Here is a 19,840-nt window from a genome sequence, read left to right as displayed (position 1 = left end):
TTCGAGCATTCGGTGGTTCAAGTAGAGGAAGTTGCAGAAACCCCAGCTTGTGCTGAACTCAAGGAAGCTGAGGTCGAAGAAGCTGTGGTAGAGACTGTCGAAGTTGCCACAGAAGTAACAGAGAACAAAGTCACTGCAAAGCTACCTTCTAAAGCTAAGAGAAAGAGAGCTACAAGCGAAAAGACACTCCGCAGCCCAAGCAAAGGTAAAACTTATAGAGGGGCTGGTTACATATTCAAGAAGAAGACAATTGTTACCCCAACTATCTGGGCATCCTTTGAGCAAATACTGGGAGGGCTGGATGATGGGACAAAGAGATTCTTTAAGCATTTATACAACTGCTCTTGTGTGCTGAAGAAAGAAGAAGGTTGGGTAGAGCTACCAAGCCAGTTGATCAGACAAGAGTTTGGAATTACAACTGAAAGCATTACAGAGCTAGAGTCCAGAGGAATTATCGAGGTCAACCACTCCTACGAGGTCGGGGTTGTATGCAAGAAGTACAGAATACCCCCTTCTGGGACTGAAATGATAGAAGATGCCATCCTCGGCTCCTTAGAGTCCGGAGAGCTATCTAGAGTCGTGTTAGAGACAGGAAAGCCCACAAGGGCTGCTCTCACCAGCTCTATCTATGATGAAGGTGGAAATAAGCTTCCTGAGCTGGTTGCATCTCGTATCTTGACCTATAAAAATGTTGTAGTTTTCGATAGAAAAGCCGCTGCCCGCTTCGTTAGACAAAAGAGATTCGCGGCTAAGGTCGAACTAAGCAAGAATGGCAAGACAAAGCTTTACGACTCCCTCTACTTGAGCTATAGGAACGACGCTAACTGTCTCCGCTCAGTTATCTATGACCACGCTGCGATTGACTTACCCGGTGGTAGATGTTCTTATGTTCCAGCCTTCAAGGCTCAAGTAAGCGGTCGCATCACACATTTAGGTGGTGGTTTCCAAAGTGCAAGTCGTGGTCTGACAGCCGCTGCCTTCTGTGAACAGGATTACATCAACTATGACCTGAAGAGCGCACAGCCTGCCGTCTACCTCCAAATGCTTGAACAGTACAACATTAGCGACCAAGGCTGGTTAGAAGATTACATCTCTGGTAAGACTGGTAAAGTAGCGATCGCCGAGCAAATAGGAGTTGAGGTTGACACCTGGAAGAAAATATTCCTAGCTGTTTTAATGGGAGCAAGAGTACCAGCTATTGAAAGGGCTGAGAAAGGTTTCCTGAGTATCTCACGCGCTTTGGCTGCACAAGCAAGAAATAAGAATAAAGATAAGAAAAAATATAAGAAGTTTGAGGTAGACACCTTGTTCGCCAGCTTCCTTGAAGAGTTCAACAATGACCCTCAGTTAGCGTTCCAAGCTTTCAGAAAGTTCACAGATGTCTGTTCCCCTTTCCTTGCAGCAGTCCGGGAAGTTGGTGAGTTAATCAAGACAGCTATTAAAACCCAGGACGACACAATTCTTCCACAGCTTTTTAAAGGTAAGGAAGGTTCATTCATTAAGAACTCTGCCGGCATGAGCCTACAACTGGCAGGTATTCCTAAAGCAGGTTTAATCTCTAAAGTCCAGGCTCACTTGCTGCAAGGTGCTGAATCCTGCCTGATAAGCAATATTCTCAAACAGTCTGAAGAGTATGGCTTCGAGCCTGTCCTAGACTTCCATGACGGCTTCCTCAGCCAAGGTGAAGTGCCAGCAGAAGCGGTTGCTAAAGCAGTAGCAGCTTGTGGCATCAGAGGAGCTTTAGAGATTAAACCACTCGTAAGTCCGTTCTAACGAACCGTTCGTCGCATAGCCAACCAGCAGTCTAGATTAATCCCTAGACTGCTACCTGCTATCTACGAAAACGGGTATAGTTGTACTAGTAAGTTATATGACACTTTTATGAATACCGAACTAAACCTAAACTTCCCTCTTTTTTCAGAAGAAGAGTTAAATAGAATGAAGTCAGTTTTCTCTGAACATATTAAGAATCTCTCCAAAGTCAGACTGCTCAAGCAATTCCCCAACAAAGTTTTATAGAGGAAGTTGTAGCCAACTGTGGAATTGCGGTGGGTTAATCTCTAGGCTGCTTCTTGCTGACCGTACAAACTGTTATATTAGAGATAGTAAAGAATATAAACAAGTTTATGTATAACGAAACGAATCCTTTTCCTGTTACACAAGAAGAATATCTAGTTAACAAGCGCATAGCCAAGAAGAACGTAATTGCTGGCTCAATACTAGGCGTGTTGAGCGCGTTGTCTCTAGCGGCTAACCTGACAATAGGATACGTTCTATATGACCTGCTGACTCCCCCAGAGCCTCCAAAAGAGAATCAGAAAACATTAGTAGGTTAAACACCCAAACAACCAGAAAGGACTCTTGTAACCATCTACAAGAGTCCTTTCTGCTGTCTGGCAGTGAAACTATCTGAACCGCAAATAGTTCATCGAGCTACCTTTACGCTCCTCTCGATAAACTTCCCACTTCAATTTATCTCGTAGTACATAAAGACTATCGAGGGGGTCACGCTCCAGGTCTCGATCTTTAATCTGATACTTCAAGACCGCTCCGCCATTTAGACGAGCCTGAATAGCTTGAGTCACTGCGTCAAGCATCTTCCGGGACTCCGAGCGCCCATCAAAGTCAAGGAGAACACCAGCTAGTCCTGCTACCACTAATAACTGACCCTGACCGACTGTAGAGCGATCGCCAGTTTGGTTAGTAACGTAAGCCTGCCAGAAGTAAGTCCCCGGTAGCGTTCCGAGGGATACAGCCCCGCTTAGACTAGTCTTCCAAAGACCGTCCTGCTCAGAAGCCACTAAGTCAATGGCGACATCACCTCTGATTGCATACTTTAGCTCGTAGTCCGCAGGGCTAAAAGTCACCCTCAAGCCGGTAGTTGGGTCTATCCCATCGAAAGGTTGATCGAACCAAGTAGAGCTGTCACCTGGCACAAATTGTGCGGGAATATTGAAAGCCATAATGTGTGTTTTCCTTACTAGTACAAAGATATTTAATCAATTCGTTTAAGCGTATGGTAGTAGGTATAGGTTTGTGGAAAGTTTGACTCAGGGGTAGCTTGCGGCTACGCGACCCGTATTAAAGCGCATTTCCTAAAGAACCTGGAAGGGGGTGGGGTATGTTGGTAGACCTTCTGCCCCTAAACTCCTTCTCTGTCTTACTTTCTCATCACCAGTTGGTTGCAAAGCCCCTTCCTGTCTCCTTAATACTACCTTTGGGTTTAGTGGCTTTAGGTTTGGTTTCCTCTGCTGCTGTTGATGGAAATAGTTTGCTCCGCAGTCTGTCCCAGTTCATAGTGGATAGACCATTAGCAACAGCAGCTACATAAGCCAGCACCTCACAGTCCAAAGCCTCGTTTCTGGTTCTGACCTTTATCCACTGGTGAGTTGGCTGTCCTTGTATGAACTTAGTCACACATTTCTCAGCAGTTAGTTGAGCAAAGTAATCTTCAGGTAATCCTTGAGGAAAGTGCATAAAGCCTTGCTGACCAGCCATTAACTGTAATCTTGAGTAAACTAATGACTTACAGACATCTGTGCCAACTGTGAAGAGCTTGATGCCATTCTTAACTACCTTGCCTCGCACGTTGACATCTTGAAGACTAGGACGGCTGAGTATTGGTTTATTTGGTGTCCCACTCCCCTTGGTTGGTATACACTTGAAGCTGTGTCTTCCTCTACAGAATTGGTAGACAGACTGCGGACGGAAGCCTGAGTCAATAGCAGCGACACTGACTGATAGCTCTATGCCATCATGATGTTCAAAGGGTAGAGAAAGTAAATCATCCAACTGTTCCCAGACAGACGGTTGGCTCGTGTCACCAAAGATTTCTGACCAATGGATAAGCCAGCTCTGCTCACCACGACCCCATGCCTTGATAACTATGGCTAACCGATCTGCCTGAACGTCAACGCCTGCTGTGAGTAGCAAACCACCTTTAGGTATGAAACATTGTGGGTAATCTTCAGCGCGGGCTGCTAACTCCTCAAAGTCTAATGTCTGACCCTGCTGCTCTTCCCATGTCTCGCCTAGGCTGGTGTTGACCCACACTTTTAATCTCTGTGGGTCATCCTTAGCTTTTAAGAAGTCGGTGGCAACATCACCAAAACTTCGCCAAGGTGAGTACAGCTCGTTCAAGTGAAAGCCAGCACAGTTAGTAAAAGGTGCAGTGGCTCGCCAATCACCTCCTCTGAGCATCTTTTGCTTAGAAGAGTTCTCAATAGGTCTATTGCACTTAGCGCACTCGTACCAAGCTCGTGATGGCTCTTCAGGTCGCCATTTAACCTGTGACCATACTAAGACTTGATGCTCACCACAGTGCGGGCAGGGTACAAAGTAACGGCGTTGGTCAGACTCTAAGAAAGCCTTCTCAATCCGGCTGCTACCTCTATTTGTTGGTGTAGAAACAAGACCTATCTTCCGGTTCCAGAATGTCATGGTGCGCTTCTTAGCTAAGTTAACTGGGTCTCCCTCTCCACCAGCACTGGGGGGGAATCTGTCTACCTCATCAGCAAGGAGAATCCTAACAGGTCTACTAGCCAAAGAAGCAGGACTGTTAGCACCTGCTAGGCTTACATGACCACCCGGAAATTGTTTATGAAGAAGCGTGTTCTCCCCACGAGGACGGTCGCCCATAATCTCAAATAAAGCTGGGCTATCCCTGATCATTGGGGCTAATCTGTCCTTACTGTAAGCCTCAGACATTTCTAATGTAGGTTGCAGGAATAACACCGGCGAAGGGTCTTGACTAGAAAAATACCCAACTACATTAGCAAGAGTTTCAGTCTTACCTACCTGCGAACTACACATCACAACTACAGTCTCTGAGGCTGGCTCGTTGAATGCGTCTAAAATTCCTCGCAAATACTCAGCTCTCGAAGTTCTCCACCTACCAGGCTCTGCACTACTCTCTGGTGATAGAAACCGATAACGGTCTGCCCACTCACTTACCTTCAGGCGGGGTGGTGGAGCGAACAATCGTCTAACTTCGTATAGCGTGCTAGATACTGTCATCATCGCCTCCTAACTCGCTCAGTGCCTCATAGACAGCCTCTGTCAGCAATTCTTGAACAACTGTCGGATTAGACTCTGCTGCCACTTCAAAAGCTAGTCGAGTTGGCAACCCTAACAACTTTGAACGGCAGGACATCACCAGCTTTGACCAGCCTTGCTTTGCTTCTTCAGAGTTAATTAAAATTCCATTCTTCTCAGCTATTAGCAACTCTTGAACGTCGGCTTGAGCTTTTGTTAAACGGGTCTTCTCAGCGGTCAAGTCAGCTTGTGAAGAATCTTTTGTTTGTTGGTTGAATTGTAGTTTGTAAGCAAGGTAAGCCTGGACACACCCTACTAGATCCCACTCACCTTTTCTCCTAGGCTCTGGTAAAATACCATCTCGCTGCAGTTGGTAAATTCGGGACTTATCTATTCCTATAGCCGCAGATAAAACCTCCGCAGGCACTATATAATCTGTTTGCATAATATTTTATTGATACTTACTTCTATTATACCCGCCACGAATAGACTAAGTGATATTAGGTCTCTGGAGTCTGTAGTGTTAGCCGCGTCGGTGTTCACAATACGACAAACTTAGAAGGGGCAGCTAGTTTGCCACCCCTAGAGAGTTATTCGGGCTGTAGATAAGATAGCTTTGCACTAACTCATTATCTCAGCTAAAGAAGGGAAGTTATTGTTTGAAAGGATTGTGTCTAGCTCTTCTATCTCTACTTGAGTTAAACCACCAACCATGCCAGCTATAGTAGACTTTGCTAATACTTTAAATAAGTCCATATTGCGGTAACTCACAATCTATTGCTGGCAAGGGTTTTGGGAATAGCTTAAAGCCTTGGGACTGATATTGACTATCTAAATACGGGAGTTAAGCGGTTTTGATCAGGAGTTTGGCGTTATTGATTGTATTACCATTCCAAACAGCATATTGGCTTGCCCCTACAGAGCAATAATCTCCGATTGACATCCCAACAACTCCACCCTGAACCACATCAGATGAAAACATATGGGCAAACTGTATCACGCCCGTACCTGGCATATGCGCTGACATAGTGGCGGGATATAGAGCGCGAAGGTTTCCCGGCGTGTTTGAGCCACCCGATTGACTGACTATCTCCGTTATCGCCAGATTCACGGAGGCAGTATTACCCCCGGCTAAAGAACTAATCGGCTGTAACGTTGCCAACACACTAAATGCAATTCTCTGAGGAAAGTCTATAGCATTGTCTCTTGGAATATAAGCATAAGGAGCATTGTTCTGATCCCACCAATTATTGCTAGATATTGTTGGATCTGGTCTGAAATATCCCAGAAACATCCGTATACCCCCGTTTCCTGAAATAAATACTCCTCGAACTTCAGGATGGTTGCAAATCTGGAAAATATACGAATCGGACAGCCCAAAAGCATTAGAAACGTTAGTAGTTATTGAAGGATTGCTCCCTGTATTGGTTTCAGCGTTAAAGGTTGAATAGCCTTTGAAACTAACGCCTGATGAAGCATTTGTAAAGCCAAATTCAATTATTAAGTTTGCATAAGTTTGAGTTCCGCCAGTGTTAAAATTCCAAACACGGAAGTTTCCAGTTGTCCCGACCGTGTAGCTTTTTAACAAGGTAAATCCTGCTGTAATCATTGCAGAACTTATGGCATTTAATATGTTTTCTTGGCTTCCGTCGCCCTGAAAACTAGCAGTTGAGATAATTGCGTTTGGCATATTTATATTCCTGAAATAATAACGTTTGGAGAAACTTGCTGTCCCGAAATAATAATTTCTGGGGACATTTGTTGCCCTGAAATAACAACTTCTGGCGAGGTTATTTGAATCTGAATTTCTACAATTCTACTATCTATCATAGGTGGATTACTTAGTCCTATGAATCCCCCAGGGTTAACACTATTGCCTGTAAAAATTCCTAACAACCCTGTGCCAACAATTATTCCATATTCAGGCATAATTAAACTCCGTCACTCCAATGATCTGTTAGCTCCACATTACCCTGAATTAATCTGATTGTGTATCCGTTTGCTTGCCTACAAATCACGTCGTACCCATAATTTCCGGATTCCAGAAATTGAGTATCGGCGGGGTCTATTGCTAGGTAAAAACTATTAAAAGCTGCTGAACCAAACCAAGCGATCGCATTTGCAGGAATAGCTACAGATAAAGGTGAAACTGTAAGATTCGTAGGCGTAGTGCTATTTGTTGCACTTGCTGTTAGTTTCGCACTTCCTAAATATTGCCACCCGTCAACTGTGCGAGTTGCAAAATTCAAAGTTGTGCTTGCTGGTACATCCAGTCCTAGAGAATTTAAAGCAATAGATGTTGCCCCTACTGAAGTATTAGCTGCTGTAATTATTGTAATTGCACTAATAGGAATTGCGGTGAAAGAAGCTACCGAAAGCGATCGCACTAATAGCCTTCCTTCGTTAATTGTCCTGGTAGCTAGGGCTGTGGCAATTATTTGGGAATCGGTGACTGAAACAACTTTTGATCCTGTAATTCCTGATCCTTCTAAAGTGATTAAATCCCCGCTTCGTACTGGCAGGGATGATAAAACTCTTGCTTTATCATTCGTAAAAGGATATTGCTTGATTTGGATAGTGTTGCTACCAGATGTGACGATGCCTGTGAACTGGGGGATTAAATTGTAGCCTGGTGAAAGCCTGCGAATTTCTGCGAAAACCAAACAGCCACGAAGATCCAGATCAGGGTTTGTAATTGTTACAGAAAATTGTGCGCTCTCACCCTTCTTAAGTTCCAGGTCTAAGGTGTGGGTATCAAACTGTGGTTTTAAAGTTACCATTTACGCAAACCTCCCTAAAATGCTGATTGAACTATTTCCAAAAGTGTTGGGAGGTAAATACTCTGGCTCTATGACTGGGGCTGATACTTCAGATGCAGCTTCTGTTAACGCTGCTATTGATGCCTCCTTAGTGGCTAACCACTCATGTAGTTGTTCACTCTCTTTTATGAGGTGAGGGAGTTCTTCAGGTAGAACGAGGGCATAGATAATCCCAGACTGCATAAACTTATTAATGACCTGTCTGTCACCTACAACCGCCACAGAACCACTCAGAGAACACAGTGCGACCTTACCCATCGGCAATTGCTGCTCAATGGTGTAGCCTTCCCCTGTTGGCTCTACATGAGATATCTCGCCATAGTGTTTGACAGAGCCAGGAATATCTGTATTAGTGAAATTGTGAATAATCATACTAATACCCACGCGCTCCCATCGAAGTGGTAAAACTTTGCATCGGGAATCGAGAATAGATGCCAGCCAATGTTTGGCGCATAGAACTGCCAAACTCCATTGCTGTAGTGGGCTACGTTCGTGGCTTTCCCAGCCCAAACACCAGTTGCGCTGGATGGGACTATGTAAGCATCACCATCAGCAGGAGAAACAGGTGGAGTAGTTAAAGTTCTTGATAAGACTCCACCAACTGTCAGAGCCTCAAGAATTGCAAAAGCTTCGTTGAGGGTGACAGTCTTACTGGCTTGACTTTCAGATAGTTGTGGTAGTTTTCCTCTAGGGGTTGGCATTGTAAAAATAATTATAGTGATTACTACTATAATTATATACTTAAAACTGTAGAGAACCCAAATCCCACAACAGAAGAGAATTGTGAAACATCTATGTCTACACTTCCTGGTAGTGACCCAAAGAAAGAGGTTTGTTCAGTAGCGGAGAAGTAAAGGCTAGGGGAGCTAACTATGAAGGTTTTAGTTAGACCCCCAGATTGAATGTTTATTCTGTAAGACTCACTTGCCTCACTCAAAGGAACGTCTTGATAATCTAATAGCTCCCCAAATAACCTATTTCTTCTCACCCAAGAGATTGTTAAATTACCGCTGGTATCTCTGCTTCCTTTAACTTGGCAAGGGGCATAAGGTTTAAGTGATCTCCCTGTGCTAGTGAACGCTGTAGGAGTAATATCTGCTAAAGCTTGCCCATTAATAGGAGCTTTATAGAGACGTTGAGTATAAAGGTCTAAAGATTCGCCAGCAACTCTTGTTAAGTAACCACTAAGAAGGTAGAAGTCTTCCCCAGAGGTATGTGTGCTTATGGATTGTTCTGTGCCCCGCCTGCCTCTCAAAAGTGTTGATAGGTCATAAGTATTGCCAGAAACCAAAGTAGCAAACCTGAAGTAGATAACTTCGCCTCCAACTAAGGCAACGTTACGCCCATTGAAAAAATCTAGCTCTGGCACAGATTCCAATTCACCATCAACTGTCACCCTCAGCGTGTTCTTGTAGTCAACATAGAACTCAGATGCGGTTGCTAGAGTGGTGACACAAGTACCAAGAACTGTTCTCGTTATTATAGAGGCTACAGAGTCATAAGAGCTACCTAAGTTCCGACTGATGAACAACTGAGCATTTCTCCAGGCACTGTTACCTGTAGCCGCTATATAGACCCCTTGTGGAGCATCTGTGTCTTTGACTAAAGGAAGGTCTAGTATCCGTAGTTCAGTATCACTAGGGTTGCCAAGTGATAAGCTGACCGCTGGTGCAGTCGCTACTGCTGTGAGTGTTAGTAAAGTTGGGTCATAAGGAATACCTTCACATTGCAATAGAAAGTTAGCACCCACATCAACCTTGCTGAGGTAGACGTTCTGTTGAGTTGAAGAGTGTAAATTAACCTGCACTACGTCTCCTGGCTCGACAGTGCTATACCTCAGAGGTAAAGAAAACTCGAACCTACGCCGCTTTGACCACTCTAGGAATATGGTCTTCCTGGCGACCGCTAATGCCTGTGAGGCTGTTAGCACTAGGTCAAGCCGAATCTCTAATTTATTCTTGTTAGGCGAGTTTTGCCGTTGAGCAGTCTGTGTGTTCTGTTGGTAGCTGAAGTCGTAATCAACATAGGTGATTGTGACCTCATCTGGTAACTCTATATCTTGTTGTCTTGTTTCTTTGAATAGGTCAGGTCGCTCCTGTCCTTCTTCCGCAGTAGCTAAGTCGGTTCTGGGAATAGTTAATGGTGAGCCACCCCGGACTTGGTTGATAAACTTTAACTTACCACCAGACTCCAGGGCATCAAAGAAGTAAGCCTTTTGCAGTTGCGCGATCGCATCTCTAGCATTGAGAGATTGACTAACCACGAACCCTTTAATCAACATTGAGTCTATTTCTGTAGTGTTAACTTCTGTGGTGTTAAAACCTACTTGAAGACACAAGTCCCTAATAACCACTCCCAAGGAAACATCTATGCTGTATAACCTACCAAGACTCCAGTAGCCATAAGTAACAACCTCACAGGACACAGCAGGAAGACGGTTTCCAAACTCCTCAAGAGGGTAGTCATCAAACAAGATATAAGCCCTCCCCCTGTACGCTGGAGTGTCATTTACCCCTTGGACAGAAGCCATCAACGAGTCTTGACCTTGTGTAGAACTACCATTATAGAAACGTACCTTCTCAGCGAACTTGAGAGATGCGGTTATAGTATCAGCGTCTGCTTCAGGGCTAACGTTGTAAACTAGCTTAGAGTTAAGCCATATTTTTCTTACACCTATTATCTCTCCAGAACACAGAAGGAAGGCAAAGTTACAGCTATAGGTATAGTTAGTGGTTTCTACACCACCACCACCACCCTTTCCACCAGAGCGGGTAGTAGACACTCTTTCCTTAATGGGAGTAGACCACATAAGGTTTCCTGCCAATCTAGATGCTCCGTACACCTTTGGTACAGCAGAGCCGTAACTAGACTTCGGTGCTGATAAGTCACTTAATCTTGCACCTTCTTGTTTTTGTGTTGGAGTAAGTAGACCTAATAGATAATTAGCGGTAAACCCTATAGCCAGGTTAAGCGCGATAGTTGCCATTTTTATATACCAGGTAAAATAAAAGATTTAATAATTCTGTGCTGCCAGAACTCATCTAGCGTGTGTTCTACAACCTTACCAACCCCTTGGTAAGCGTGGATTAGCCCTATGTCAGAGACAATACCAACGTGCTGTGGGTTTCTCTTGATCCTGAATAGATGTATGTCTCCCGGCTCTGGACTGTCTGTAGGGGTACAATGAGCTTCTAGAAGACTGAGGAGCACCGTACTATCTGGAGTTCTGTCATAGTCCGTGAAGTCAAAGGTGTAAACTCCTAACTCTCTCAGCACACCTAGTACCAACCCAATGCAGTCAACACCCACCCCTTTAGCTCTTGCTTGATGATGGTAGGGTGTTTCCAACCACTCCCTTGCTGTAGTAACAATTTGTTGTTTAGTCATTAGCCTTCAAAGCCCCCTAAAAATCTATCTTCACCAGGAATATGGGGTTCGCCTTGGTAGTTAAGAATGTTGCTGTAACTTTTACAAGCTCCAACGGTCTTAGCGCACCCTGCCACAGCCCTAATAGTCGTACCAACTTGGATGTCATAAGGCATTGGTTCAAACAGTTGGAATTGGTTTCCTATAAAAGAAAGAACCGTTGACTTGAAGCCATTGTTTTCCCCACTTGTGAAAGTCACTTCCCCTAACTCAAAGAAGCCATTACCTCTCCCAGAGCTAACAGTGAATTGACGGTTATTAGTGACAGAATTGATAGTCAAGTTATCGGTTAAAGCTGTCAGGTCTTTTGTACACTTTGAATCACCAAAGACAGCGCGGCATCCTTGAGTTGTTAAAGTTCCTATCTTCTGCTGTAAGAGTTGGGCAAAACTTCTAATCTCTGCTGAATAACGAACATCTGTGAGACTTACTTCACCTAAGAACCCACTAATCATTAAGATGTGATTTGGAGGGTCTACCAAGAGCGTGGTAGGTGGATTCTCCCAGTTGACTAAGAAGATGTCAACTCTGGCATAGTCATAGCGTCCACCTACTAGGTCTGTCTCACTAATAGAATCATCGGATAAAGCAGAGTTAAGCTCTAAGTTTCTAACAGCCAGAGAGTTATCTTGAGCAAAAGCTGAGGCACTAAAACCTGTAGATGCTTTATAAATCACGCCACCAATTACTAACTGCTTATCCCCACTGGTAAAACCTTGGACTAGACCATCAGTGCGAGTCACCCGCCAGCAAGTTGTTAGCTTGGTGTTCTCTCGTTGTAGGTGACTAGAGAGTGCTGTTGCTAATGACTTCATATCTTAATCTCCAGAACTGCCAATGTACTCACATAAAAGAGCATTTCATCTGGAGTCCCAGCATCGTAGCGGTGGTCAAAAGTATCTTGCTCAAACCGGACTGGAATATCAAAGTCAAAGGTCGCATTAACAATGCCTGTGGGTGGTGCAGTAAAAGTGCATAAACCAGTGGTGTTATCAACACTAAAACCACTAGTTATAGGTACACCAGCAACTGTTAAAAAGACGCTACCAGCAACTGGTTTTTTAATAATTTGCACTGTTGATAAAGAGCCAATGGTGTAAGTCTTCTTGAGTTGGAATTGTGTGATTACTCCATTTCCTACACCGATTAACTCATTCACAGCTTGATAGTTAGCCCAATCTCTAAACCTAAACCCATCCGCCTTTCCTCTGTGGGCACGGTGAAAGCGAATTATATAATCTAATTCTTCTCTGTCGTAGAGCCTATCCCCTATCTGCCAACGTCCTCTTGGCTCATCCCAATTAGAGTTTCTCTGCTCATAACCACCTCCTGTGGTAAGAACTGTGGTGGAGAAAGAAGCTCCACCAACAGTACCCTGATCAAAACCTAAATTTAACCGTACTTCATTAAAAGGCATACCTAGCATTTAAATAGCTTGTGATATTTCTAGTATAGCTTTTATCCGTTGCGGTTCATACCTCTCCTTAGCTGTTCAGCAGCATCTCTACCCAGTTGGGAACCAGACTTTCTAAAGCTGTTAGCATCTGGTGTTGAGACGTTCATCATGATGGTTTGTGAGCGGCTAGACCCGCCTGTAGAACTACCAACACCAACAGTTACTAGTGAGAGAGCTGGAGTTTGCATGGTATTGAGTGAGTCAAGGAAGTTAGTTCCCCAGTGTTTAACAGCTTTAGCTCTCATAACAAACTCACCGTTTGAAAGTCGGGCTGCTATGGAGTCACTTGTGCCTGTACCTGGACCACTCACATATCCACCAGTAGCAAAACCTGTACCACCAAAACCACTGAAGATTGCCTTAGTAACGTTAGCAGCAGCCAGTTGGGCAACAGCTTTCAGAATTGAGGTTAAGAAGCTATTCAGGGCATCACCTAACCCTTTTGTGCCTGTGAATATATCCTCAAAGAATTGTTGTGTAGCCGCTCTTGCTGCTTCCCCTACTGTTTCGTAATATTGTTTTGCAATATTGCCTTGGTCAGTAACTTGCTTTAACTCATTTTGCAGTCGGGTGTCATTAAGCTCTGTTATTACTCGCAGTCTCTCAATTGCGGCATAATCCCCAGATTCCCTTGCTTGTTGGGTGAGAGTTTCTAGCTCTAATGACCGCTCCCTATGCGCTTGCTCGATCTCCCATAGTTGTTTCTGTCTTTCAGCTTGGTCGCCTTTTAACCTACTAAGCTCCTGCTCATGGGCAATTTGGTCAATGCTGAGATTTAACTCTCGGTTAGCAGCCAGTTCCGCGTCCCTTACTCTCTGCTGGTCAAGTTGTAACCTGCGGTCATTTTGGGCAGATAGCTCTTGTAGAGTAGATAATGCCTTCTCATCTCCTCTGGCTCTAACCTCGGCTATCTGTTGCTCTAACACCAGTTTTCTATCGTAATGATTGTTTTCAGCATCATAGAACTGTCGGCGAAACTCAGCTTGCTGACCTTGGAGATTGTTTATCTCCACCTCTTGCTCAAGCCTACGAATCTGGTTTAGGTACTGTTTGTCAGCTTCTTTGTCGGCAGCAGCGTTCTCGGCTTGTCTTAGCTCAAAGGCACGGGCTTCCTCCGCAAGTTGGTCTTGGCGTTCGCTGTGAATAGCTTTTCTGCGGTTCTCTAAGGAGTTAAGCTCATCTGACTCCTCTTGGGTTAAAGTCGCCTTTACCGCCATTAATTGATTGATACGAAACTCAACCTGCGCTCTTTCAGAAGCTAATGTGGAGTTTTGCAAAAGACTAGTTTTATCTAAGTCTAATGAAGCAATCCTACGCTCCAAAAGCGTTCTGCTTTGTTCGTCTTTAGTAGTGGCGAGTCTCTTATCTAAATCGTTTTTAGCCTCAGCAAAGGCGTTCTCTATCTCACTGCGCTGACGTTCACCATCTAAAGTGACTTGGGTTTTCTTCTCTTCATAAGCTTTGTCCCGTGCCACTTTGGCATCGCCTCTGGTTTGTTCAGCGATCGCAGCTTTAACTTCGAGAGTATCCCCTGTTGATGCGTCTACCTCTCCAATTAATTTATTAGCTTGTGATGAATAACGGTCTTTAGCTCTACCAACATATTGGCGTAAAGATAATCTTCCGTCTGGCTTTGAGTCTGGTTTGACCCCAGGATTACCACCGTAGACAGTTGCCGATACTTTCTCAAGTGAGTTTAGAACTTGTCCTCTAGAGTGGATTTTTAGGTACTTCTCAACATAAGGCAGTTGCTCTTCAGCGGTCATCTTGCCTAGTTGGTCTAAGGTTGCACCCAGTTCCTTCTGATTGTCTTTTGTAAAGCCTATCAGCCCCACAGCCCCATTTCCGTGAGCTTTAGGAGATAGTGTGCCACCTGTTTCCAGTAACATAACCCTGAGTAAATCCTCCGGGTTCATACCGAGGCGTTTAGCCATCTCTATAACACCAGCAACCGTCTTCTGTTGAGCTGTGAGGGGCTTGGCTTCTACACTATCTTCTGAGAGGACATTCTTACCTACTGGAAGATTGAACTTCTTACCAAACTGTGACCGAGGATCAACTAACTTACCATTGACACGAACCTCATGATGTAGATGTGGACCAGTGGATCTTCCAGTTGACCCAACCTTACCAAGCACCGTACCTTGTTCAATTTCATCTCCAACCTTAACTAACACTTCACTCAAGTGAGCGAACCGCTGGGTGACTTTCCTACCTTCTTTATCAATACTCTCAAGGTCTACAAGATTACCGTAACCGCCGTTGTTAAAACCAGCGGCAGTGACTTTTCCTGGTAAGGACGCTTTGACAGGAGTACCGAGTTTGTCCGGTGTGTCTATCCCAGCGTGAAACGTTACCTTTCCGGTGATAGGGTGCACACGGTTGCCCATCCCACTATTAACAGAAGCAGGTGTGGGTTTGAGGAAGGTATATTGTTGATACTCTTTCTTGGATGAAGCACCCTCAGTCTTCTCGTCACCACCTTTAACGTCAACTCCTGCCCCCCCAGTTAGCTTTGGTCTGACTGGGGCGGGACTGAGTTGAGTTTTCTTAACTTGATTACCTTTTTCTGCTGCGGCTTCTTTGTCAATTCTTTGCTGTGTACGACCAAATAAACCACTCAAGTAGTCTCTGGCAGCACTAAAAGGTCTTATACCAACTGCCCCTAAAAACCCATCCTTATTAAGCTCACTAAAGAAGTCCCCAACCTTACCGCCAAAAGCACCACTAATACCAGCAGCCGCATTCTTAGCAGAGTCAATTAATGGCTTGAACATATCAAGGTTTGCAAGCCAGTCTGCTAGAGAGCCAAGATACTCTAAAGTCGAATTACTAAAGTTTCCTATAATTGCTGCCAGATAATCAAAGTTCTTACCAGTCCCGGTAGTGAACCAATTTATAGACCTGCCTACGACGTTTACAGCCTTACCGAGCAAATCGAAGGCTCCTTTGACAGTATTGACAGCATCCAGGAATACTGTTTTTAACAACTCCCCAAGGAAGTTAACACCTTTTCTAAATACTTCGCTCTTAGTGTAGAGAACAACAAAGGCTGCTGTTAGCGCGGCTAGACCAATAATTAGTAGACCGATAGGACTTATTAAAAAGGCAAAGGCGGAGCCAAGTGCTGTTAACAAACCCCCAGATTTGATGAAGGTTAAGGCGGCTGTGGCTAGGTCTTTTATTAAAAACCCTAGTACATATATTAAGTTTGAAACTGCAAATTGCAGTCCTACCAACTGTGTCTTCAGCCCCTGCAAAGTAAGGGTTGCGATAATAGACTGAGTGGTCAGACCAGATATAGCAGTGGCAAGAGTTATTAAGTATGAACTTAGCCCTCTAATACTAAATGCTAGAGAAATTCCTAAAGCAGATGCACCTTTTAGTAATAAATTAATAGCAACTAAAGCGGCTGCAAGAGTTACTGTCAGACTTGTTAAAACAATGATAGTAGACTGAATCGGACCAGGAAGAGCAAGAAAAGCGTTGCCCATCCCGGTGATAGCAGCCCCTATAGGTCTGATAATTACCCCAAAAGACTCCCAAGCTTTATTCTTGATAGCATCAGCTACACCAGATAGTGACTTCTCAGAAGACGCTATACTGCCGTTCATCTTCTGGAACGCTTTATCAGCTTCACCAGCGGCGTTCTTCTGTCTTTCTATAAACTCTGTGAACTTCTCAAAGTCGTTAAGAGCGGGTTGGACTGCGGCTACCGCCTCAACAGAACCAAACAAGATACCAAGAGCTTGGGCATTACCACCAGCCTTCTTCCTCACGTCCTCTAAGACAGCAGCAAACCCCTTCTGTTTAAGTGTTGCTGCATCGAACTTAATACCTAATTTCTCAGCTACTTTCTCAGCTTCAGCGGAAGGTTTAACAATTGAGCTAATTGCTTGCCTTAACCCAGTGAAAGCTGACTCTACCCTTACCCCAGAAGCTGTGGCTACAGAAACGGTAGCGTTCAACTCTTCCAAACTGACATTACTAGCAGCGGCGGTTGAGGCTACACTACCTATCTGTTGGGCATACTGCGAGACGACAATCTTACCATCGTTCTGTGTCTGTATGAACTGACTTGTAACCTTCTCTGTTTCACCTACACCTTTACCGTAGGAATTGAGAATTGTTGTCACAGCATCAGCCACAACACCTATCTCAGCAAATCCACCAACAGCGGCTTTCTGGGAGTTTTTGAGAATCTCAACTACATCCGCAGTTTTGTTAAACCCTGCAGAGAGAACGTCATAGCCAGTAGTCGCTAACTCTGTGGCTGTTACTTGATATCCTAACTCCTTTGACAACTGCTGGAGTTCTTTATGCAAGCCTTTAGAATCGTTTGTAAGAGTAGATAATGCCCTCAAACTAGTATCAGATGCTCTACCAGTTTGGTAGCTTGCTCTGATGAACCCACCTAATGCTAGAGTGGCAGCACCTATCGCAGCAGTTAGGACATCAAACCCACCCCCACCATCTCGCGCTGTTTTACCAGTCCCGTCTAATTCTGAATCAAGGTCTTTTAGTGTATTGTTTAAAGCATCTTGTGCAACAGCAATATCTCGTGCCGATGCCGTGCCACTGTTCTTAATAGCTTCAAAAGCAGCGATAGCCTTAGCCTTGAGTTGGTTGATGGACTCAGATGACCTTACACCTAATTCTCGATAGGATGCTGCGACAGCTTTGTTAGCTGATATAGCAGCTTGCTCCGCGCTAATGTCTCTTAGTTTGCTGTCTAAAGCAGCTTGAGCATTGGCTATATCTCTGGCTGATGCTGTGCCACTATCACGAATAGCTTTAAAGGCACTGACAGCCCTTGCACGGAGTTGATCAAAAGATTCAGACGACTTAATACCTAACTCTCGATAAGAGGCTGCTACAGCTCTATTGGCAGCGGTGGTAGACTGCTGAAGCTTTCTCTGGGCAGCCACTTCACCGGATACATCACCAGAACTTCTAGCGGCTCTTTGGGCAGCGACAGCTTCTCTACTTGCTTGCTTGGCTCTTTGGAGGGCAGAATCAAAAGCTTTGCCAGTTTGTTGTAACTGGGAGACAGCTTGGTTAAAACCCTCGGTGTCAAATTTAACTGATAATCTACGGGTAGCCATAAGAATTAAGCGCCCGTTAATTGCTTGATGGCGCTGTTAATAGTTTTACTATCAGAGGAGCCAGCTATTGCCCTATCCATAAGAGCATTAGCCCGTTCCTCACTTTCAATCTCATGGGCACACTTGAGAAAGAGTTTAATTTGGTCTTGAGAGTAATTCTGTATCTCCGACCAAGTATGCCCAGCTCTAATTAATTTGCTAACTTGTTTACCCCATCCGCTACTGATGTTAGACTTGCGGCTACTTCTAGGACTTTTGGTGTTAGCTTCTGGACGAAAAAAGATAGGTTTACCTCAACAACTTTAAAGAGAACTTCAAAGCCTTCCTCACCTTCTAATAAGTCCAGGTTTTCTTGTGTCAAACCAGTTGATAGTCTTAACAACTCAAACAAACCTTCGGGGTCATTAGCAGCTAGGTCTAACGCAATCTTCATAGCGTCTGGTGCTTCTTCTGTTGGCTTCTTAATAAAGGCATCAGCATAGTTTGTACACACCTGAATGACTCTTGGGAACTGAGTAAACTTGAAGGGCTTAACTGTGACTTCTCCTGAAGAAGTTACGACAACTTCATTAGGAACTAGAGTCTTTAATTCTTTATCAATATTTGTGTTAGCAGCCATCTTGATTCTCCTAGTAGTTATTTAAGTAATTTGTTTATTTGGTCTGGTACTTGTTCAGCTATTCTCTCAGCAGCGGCATAGAAGTCTATCTTTTTCCTGAGCCTAATCTTCTTAACAAAGTTGTAGACGATAGTGCTTCTTCCTTGAAATTCATAGACTATTAAGATGCCACTATTGGTCTGAATAATCTTCAGGAACTTCTTGTACTTATTGAAAACAGAATCCCAAGTGTTAGCTTTAGTAATTCTCTTGAAACCAATCTTTTCACCAGCGGGCGTTAGGGTTATCAAGTATTTGCCATTCTTAGGTGTAACCTCTCCACCCGTCTCAAAGATGTCTAGGAACTTGACACCAGAGCGAACGTAGGAGGCTGGTCCTTGTCTTTCATTCTCATCAAGGTCATAGACTTTGAAAGCATTAAAGAAAGACCCGTTGGAGTTGCGACCTCTCTTGAAGTTTTGGCGAACTTGTTTCTTCATTTCTTCTTTGAGTTGTTTGGCAGCCGCACGAGTTACTGCGCGTGTTGCTGCTGATAAATCACCAAGTTGGGATTTGAAGAACTCCTTACTAGCCTTGTCATCAAGTGAGGTCGCCATACTTAACTCCTATGCTTGTTGGGTCTGTCTGATTCTGAAGAAACCACCATCAACAGTATTGGTGTCGCGGGTGGAGTCGTAAGCCAGCATCCCCTCAATTTCTAGGTTTCCAAACTCGTCGGTGATCAGTTCGATGCTGCCGATAGGTGCGGGGCGGAACCGGTAAGCTTCGACGACTACAGGAGCGGAGTCTTCAGCTTGGTTTAGACCTGCAAACATCAATGAGTAATATTTGGGCTTGGCAGTGAAAGCACTAATTTGTTCAGAAGCACCAGCAGCGTAGTTAGCTTTCAATGCCAACCCATCAGTAATGGCTCCACCTGGGATGACGTAGATTAAACCAGCACCTAAATCAACTCGGTAGTCAGTACCATTAACGTAGGTTGTGGTAGCCCCCACGTTTGTTAAGCTTGTAAAACCAGTAAGGTTGATTCTGGTAAGAGCTGTGTACTTACCTGGGTATCCGAGTAAAGCCTCAGAGGTTACAGTTGCAGACGCGCTTGAGGTGGTTGTACCAAACAAAAACTTCTCTAGGTTCTCTTTGGTATATTCATCAATCGTGAAGCTTGCGGTAGCACTCTGTCCGGTGGCAACAATGCTGTCAGTTAGGTTCTTACCTGTGTAGGATTCCTTATGCTCAACTCTGGTCTCTTCAGTGCTTAGGGTTAAGGAAGGGCAGTTTCCTAACCAGTTGTACCCTGTGGTAACACCCAGAGAGTTAATGGAGGCAATTAGAACTTTACCTCGACCAACAAAATATCTTTCACTCATTTTCTATACTTCCT

18 protein-coding genes are annotated in these 19,840 nt (G+C 44.3%); 2 read left to right on the top strand and 16 right to left on the bottom strand.

The genetic code is table 11. The features are described from left to right. Together FJR08_RS05440 and FJR08_RS05435 are read left to right on the top strand one after the other, a co-directional pair. On the top strand, positions 1 to 1,773 hold a 1,773-nt coding region (locus FJR08_RS05440), incomplete at its 5' end, for a hypothetical protein (RefSeq protein ID WP_168632451.1). 353 nt (positions 1,774 to 2,126) lie between these two features. After that, entirely contained in the window at positions 2,127 to 2,336 is a 210-nt protein-coding gene (locus FJR08_RS05435) for a hypothetical protein (protein ID WP_168632450.1), read from the top strand. 69 nt (positions 2,337 to 2,405) lie between these two features. Here FJR08_RS05435 and FJR08_RS05430 read toward each other — a convergent pair whose 3' ends face one another. The 16 genes from FJR08_RS05430 to FJR08_RS05355 form a co-directional block, all read right to left on the bottom strand. Continuing rightward, the gene (locus tag FJR08_RS05430) at positions 2,406 to 2,963 is read right to left on the bottom strand and encodes a hypothetical protein (RefSeq protein WP_168632449.1); all 558 of its coding nucleotides are present in this window, start codon (positions 2,961 to 2,963) and stop codon (positions 2,406 to 2,408) included. Positions 2,964 to 3,171: 208 nt separating this feature from the next. Then, the gene (locus tag FJR08_RS05425; RefSeq protein ID WP_217357482.1) at positions 3,172 to 5,016 is read right to left on the bottom strand and encodes a phage terminase large subunit family protein; all 1,845 of its coding nucleotides are present in this window, start codon (positions 5,014 to 5,016) and stop codon (positions 3,172 to 3,174) included. After that, positions 5,003 to 5,479: a hypothetical protein gene (locus tag FJR08_RS05420; protein WP_168632447.1), complete on the bottom strand. Its 477-nt coding sequence runs from the start codon at positions 5,477 to 5,479 to the stop codon at positions 5,003 to 5,005. The genes FJR08_RS05425 and FJR08_RS05420 overlap by 14 nt, the downstream gene beginning before the upstream one ends. Positions 5,480 to 5,878: 399 nt before the next feature. Further along, on the bottom strand, positions 5,879 to 6,724 hold the full coding sequence (locus FJR08_RS05415; protein WP_168632446.1) for a hypothetical protein: 846 nt from the start codon (positions 6,722 to 6,724) through the stop codon (positions 5,879 to 5,881). A gap of 2 nt (positions 6,725 to 6,726) precedes the next feature. Continuing rightward, on the bottom strand, positions 6,727 to 6,963 hold the full coding sequence (locus tag FJR08_RS05410; RefSeq protein WP_168632445.1) for a hypothetical protein: 237 nt from the start codon (positions 6,961 to 6,963) through the stop codon (positions 6,727 to 6,729). Positions 6,964 to 6,965: 2 nt separating this feature from the next. Beyond that, positions 6,966 to 7,814: a hypothetical protein gene (locus FJR08_RS05405; protein ID WP_168632444.1), complete on the bottom strand. Its 849-nt coding sequence runs from the start codon at positions 7,812 to 7,814 to the stop codon at positions 6,966 to 6,968. Next, entirely contained in the window at positions 7,815 to 8,225 is a 411-nt protein-coding gene (locus FJR08_RS05400; protein WP_168632443.1) for a hypothetical protein, read from the bottom strand. After that, entirely contained in the window at positions 8,222 to 8,554 is a 333-nt protein-coding gene (locus FJR08_RS05395) for a DUF2793 domain-containing protein (protein ID WP_168632442.1), read from the bottom strand. Before FJR08_RS05395 ends, FJR08_RS05400 begins: the two co-directional genes overlap by 4 nt. Before the next feature lie 32 nt (positions 8,555 to 8,586). Then, on the bottom strand, positions 8,587 to 10,839 hold the full coding sequence (locus tag FJR08_RS05390; protein WP_168632441.1) for a phage tail protein: 2,253 nt from the start codon (positions 10,837 to 10,839) through the stop codon (positions 8,587 to 8,589). A 2-nt stretch (positions 10,840 to 10,841) separates the two neighbouring features. Further along, entirely contained in the window at positions 10,842 to 11,240 is a 399-nt protein-coding gene (locus FJR08_RS05385) for an NlpC/P60 family protein (protein WP_168632440.1), read from the bottom strand. Then, complete coding sequence (locus FJR08_RS05380; protein ID WP_168632439.1) at positions 11,240 to 12,094, bottom strand: DUF2163 domain-containing protein; 855 nt, start codon at positions 12,092 to 12,094, stop codon at positions 11,240 to 11,242. The genes FJR08_RS05385 and FJR08_RS05380 overlap by 1 nt, the downstream gene beginning before the upstream one ends. Next, a complete protein-coding gene (locus tag FJR08_RS05375) occupies positions 12,091 to 12,696 on the bottom strand; it encodes a TIGR02217 family protein (protein ID WP_168632438.1) in 606 nt (201 codons plus the stop codon). The genes FJR08_RS05380 and FJR08_RS05375 overlap by 4 nt, the downstream gene beginning before the upstream one ends. Before the next feature lie 41 nt (positions 12,697 to 12,737). Continuing rightward, complete coding sequence (locus FJR08_RS05370) at positions 12,738 to 17,840, bottom strand: phage tail tape measure protein (RefSeq protein ID WP_168632437.1); 5,103 nt, start codon at positions 17,838 to 17,840, stop codon at positions 12,738 to 12,740. A 190-nt stretch (positions 17,841 to 18,030) separates the two neighbouring features. Continuing rightward, positions 18,031 to 18,459, bottom strand: a complete 429-nt coding sequence (locus FJR08_RS05365; protein ID WP_168632436.1) for a DUF6631 family protein — start codon at positions 18,457 to 18,459, stop codon at positions 18,031 to 18,033. A gap of 17 nt (positions 18,460 to 18,476) precedes the next feature. Beyond that, on the bottom strand, positions 18,477 to 19,055 hold the full coding sequence (locus FJR08_RS05360; RefSeq protein ID WP_168632435.1) for a DUF6441 family protein: 579 nt from the start codon (positions 19,053 to 19,055) through the stop codon (positions 18,477 to 18,479). 9 nt (positions 19,056 to 19,064) lie between these two features. Next, positions 19,065 to 19,826 (bottom strand): hypothetical protein, encoded by a 762-nt coding sequence (locus FJR08_RS05355; RefSeq protein WP_168632434.1) that lies wholly within the window; start codon positions 19,824 to 19,826, stop codon positions 19,065 to 19,067. Between the last annotated feature and the right edge of the window lie 14 nt (positions 19,827 to 19,840).

The sequence above is a fragment of the Dolichospermum sp. UHCC 0260 genome, assembly GCF_009711985.1.
In the GTDB taxonomy this organism is placed as follows: Bacteria; Cyanobacteriota; Cyanobacteriia; order Cyanobacteriales; family Nostocaceae; genus Dolichospermum; species Dolichospermum lemmermannii.
Note: the sequence above shows the minus strand (reverse complement) of the source record. Positions and strands in the feature narration are given on the sequence as shown.

Excerpts from the sequence above, each read along its gene's own strand:
- FJR08_RS05430 (WP_168632449.1), bottom strand. The coding sequence starts at position 2,963 with ATGGCTTTCAATATTCCCGCACAATTTGTGCCAGGTGACAGCTCTACT.
- FJR08_RS05355 (WP_168632434.1), bottom strand. The coding sequence starts at position 19,826 with ATGAGTGAAAGATATTTTGTTGGTCGAGGTAAAGTTCTAATTGCCTCC.
- FJR08_RS05405 (WP_168632444.1), bottom strand. The coding sequence starts at position 7,814 with ATGGTAACTTTAAAACCACAGTTTGATACCCACACCTTAGACCTGGAA.
- FJR08_RS05380 (WP_168632439.1), bottom strand. The coding sequence starts at position 12,094 with ATGAAGTCATTAGCAACAGCACTCTCTAGTCACCTACAACGAGAGAAC.
- FJR08_RS05410 (WP_168632445.1), bottom strand. The coding sequence starts at position 6,963 with ATGCCTGAATATGGAATAATTGTTGGCACAGGGTTGTTAGGAATTTTT.
- FJR08_RS05360 (WP_168632435.1), bottom strand. The coding sequence starts at position 19,055 with ATGGCGACCTCACTTGATGACAAGGCTAGTAAGGAGTTCTTCAAATCC.
- FJR08_RS05420 (WP_168632447.1), bottom strand. The coding sequence starts at position 5,479 with ATGCAAACAGATTATATAGTGCCTGCGGAGGTTTTATCTGCGGCTATA.
- FJR08_RS05375 (WP_168632438.1), bottom strand. The coding sequence starts at position 12,696 with ATGCCTTTTAATGAAGTACGGTTAAATTTAGGTTTTGATCAGGGTACT.
- FJR08_RS05370 (WP_168632437.1), bottom strand. The coding sequence starts at position 17,840 with ATGGCTACCCGTAGATTATCAGTTAAATTTGACACCGAGGGTTTTAAC.
- FJR08_RS05365 (WP_168632436.1), bottom strand. The coding sequence starts at position 18,459 with ATGGCTGCTAACACAAATATTGATAAAGAATTAAAGACTCTAGTTCCT.
- FJR08_RS05395 (WP_168632442.1), bottom strand. The coding sequence starts at position 8,554 with ATGCCAACCCCTAGAGGAAAACTACCACAACTATCTGAAAGTCAAGCC.
- FJR08_RS05435 (WP_168632450.1), top strand. The coding sequence starts at position 2,127 with ATGTATAACGAAACGAATCCTTTTCCTGTTACACAAGAAGAATATCTA.
- FJR08_RS05390 (WP_168632441.1), bottom strand. The coding sequence starts at position 10,839 with ATGGCAACTATCGCGCTTAACCTGGCTATAGGGTTTACCGCTAATTAT.
- FJR08_RS05415 (WP_168632446.1), bottom strand. The coding sequence starts at position 6,724 with ATGCCAAACGCAATTATCTCAACTGCTAGTTTTCAGGGCGACGGAAGC.
- FJR08_RS05385 (WP_168632440.1), bottom strand. The coding sequence starts at position 11,240 with ATGACTAAACAACAAATTGTTACTACAGCAAGGGAGTGGTTGGAAACA.
- FJR08_RS05425 (WP_217357482.1), bottom strand. The coding sequence starts at position 5,016 with ATGACAGTATCTAGCACGCTATACGAAGTTAGACGATTGTTCGCTCCA.
- FJR08_RS05400 (WP_168632443.1), bottom strand. The coding sequence starts at position 8,225 with ATGATTATTCACAATTTCACTAATACAGATATTCCTGGCTCTGTCAAA.